Genomic DNA, 2,005 nt, shown 5'->3' on the forward strand with positions numbered 1-2,005 from the left:
CGTGGGCGAGCTCATGCCTTGGACAGCCGTGGCCTGAAAACACCGCTTACGCCGAGGCAGTTGCCAACTATCGAAAGACGGTGCTTTCTGCACTTCAGGACGCCGAGCGCGCGTTGTCGCGCTTTAGCCAGCAGCGCTCTGCCCTGGTGGCGTTCGCGCAGATCAAGTCCCAGGCAGATGGCGCAGCCGATCTTGATCGACAACGATTTGCCGGCGGAGTGATCTCGCGCGCCGACCTAAATCGCACGCTTCGCAAACAGCAGCAGGCGGCAACCGACCTCGTCCGGGGAAAGGCGGCGCTCACGCTGTCATGGATCGCCCTGCAAAAATCACTCGGCCTGGGATGGCAAGTGCAAGCAAAGATTTAATGTCACCTACGAGTGTCGTTAATATGAACTCTAAGGTGCGATATCGGTTCAGAAAGAATCTCATAGGGATTTCAACTGACAATTTTATCTAACCTTAGCAAGAGTATCCTGTGCTTATTCAAACGATCTGTCGGCCGATTTGTGCGCAGCATACTCCTTGCAAGCGACCTGATATAACGCTACGGTGACGTTTACATAATGTCATTGAGGCAAGGCGCGATGTGTGGATCGGCATGGTTAAATGTGTGGGGTCAGTGGTCCCGCTTGCTGGCATGATCCGCTCGATGACGGGTTATGGGAGAGGGAGTTGCCACGGGCGATCCGCTCTCCCGACACCGGTTGGAGACTTGCTGCGATGAATGCGCGCACAGCACCGAACATCTTCGTTCGCGAAGGAGATGGCATTTCAACGTTGGTCGTTGAAGGTGACTGGACAGCGATGTCGATCGCAGGCCTTTCCGGGCATGTTCTGAGTCCCTCGAACCTCTCCTTCTCAAGCGACTTCGGAAACCTGGGAAGGATAGACAGCGCAGGCGCGCTCGCCATCCTGACTCTCGCACCCAATGCGGCATTTACCGCAGACCTGCCCGCCAATCTTGCTGATCTGTTCGCGCTGGTGGGCTCGGCCATGGCCGACCGCGATGTCCCGCCAATCAAAACTCCCCCATTTCACGTGCGTCTTGGCCAAAAAGTTTATCGAGCTGTCCAGGAAATCGGCGCAAGCGCTCGATTTCTCGGCCAACTTGAGGTGGCGCTCATGAAATCTCTTGCACATCCCAAAAGGATGCGATTGATCGCACTGGCGTCGTCAATTCAGAAGGCCGGCTTCGATGCGCTGCCACTCATAGCGATCATGACATTCTTTATCGGCGCAGTGGTGGCTCTCATAGGAAGCGATCTGCTCAAGACATTGGGTGCATCGGAACTGGTCGTCGAACTGGTTGGCATATCCGTCCTCCGCGAGTTCGGCGTCCTCATTCCCGCGATACTACTTGCCGGTCGGTCCGCTTCCACTTTCGCGGCCCAGATCGGCGCAATGCGAATGAATCAAGAGACGCAGGCAATGAAGGTGATGGGTGGCCTGCTGCCGGTTTGGTGGACACCGAGATAAGTTCATTCAGGCTACCCCAGCTTCACGTTCGAAGTCGATAGGACTGAGGTAACCCAAGGTCGAGTGACGCCGGGTCGGGTTGTAGAAGCATTCGATATAATCGAACACGTCGGCCTTCGCCTGCGCCCTCGTGCGGTAGATCTTCTTCCCGATCCGCTCGGTCTTGAGCGAGGAGAAGAAGCTCTCCATGGCGGCATTATCCCATACATTGCCGGACCGGCTCATTGAGCAGGTGACCCCATTGTCGGCCATGAGCCGCTGGAACTGCTCGCTGGTATACTGGCTGCCCTGATCCGAGTGATGCAGGAGAGCATCGGGCTTGCCGCGCCGCCAGATCGCCATGATCAGCGCATCGGTGACGAGCTGGGCTGTCATGTTGGGAGTCATCGACCATCCGACCACCCGGCGCGAGAACAGGTCGATCACCGCAGCAACATAGAGCCATCCCTCGGCCGTCCAGATATAGGTGAAGTCGGCCACCCACTTCTGGTTCGGCCTGTCTGCCGTGAACTGGCGATCGAGCACG

2 protein-coding genes and 1 pseudogene are annotated in these 2,005 nt (G+C 57.1%); 2 read left to right on the top strand and 1 reads right to left on the bottom strand.

Annotated features, from left to right (window positions below; translation table 11 throughout):
• Both HUW43_RS03585 and HUW43_RS03590 read left to right on the top strand, forming a co-directional pair.
• Window positions 1-368, top strand: a pseudogene (locus HUW43_RS03585) (TolC family protein); the annotation flags it as partial.
• 355 nt (window positions 369-723) lie between these two features.
• Window positions 724-1,479, top strand: a complete 756-nt coding sequence (locus HUW43_RS03590; protein WP_054588701.1) for an MlaE family ABC transporter permease — start codon at window positions 724-726, stop codon at window positions 1,477-1,479.
• Window positions 1,480-1,485: 6 nt separating this feature from the next.
• Here the strand turns inward: HUW43_RS03590 and HUW43_RS03595 are convergent.
• Window positions 1,486-2,005, bottom strand: a 520-nt coding sequence (locus HUW43_RS03595) for an IS3 family transposase (RefSeq protein WP_188236134.1), incomplete at its 5' end; no start/stop codon positions are given.

Source organism: Sphingopyxis sp. LK2115 (assembly GCF_014595975.1).
Lineage (GTDB): Bacteria > Pseudomonadota > Alphaproteobacteria > Sphingomonadales > Sphingomonadaceae > Sphingopyxis.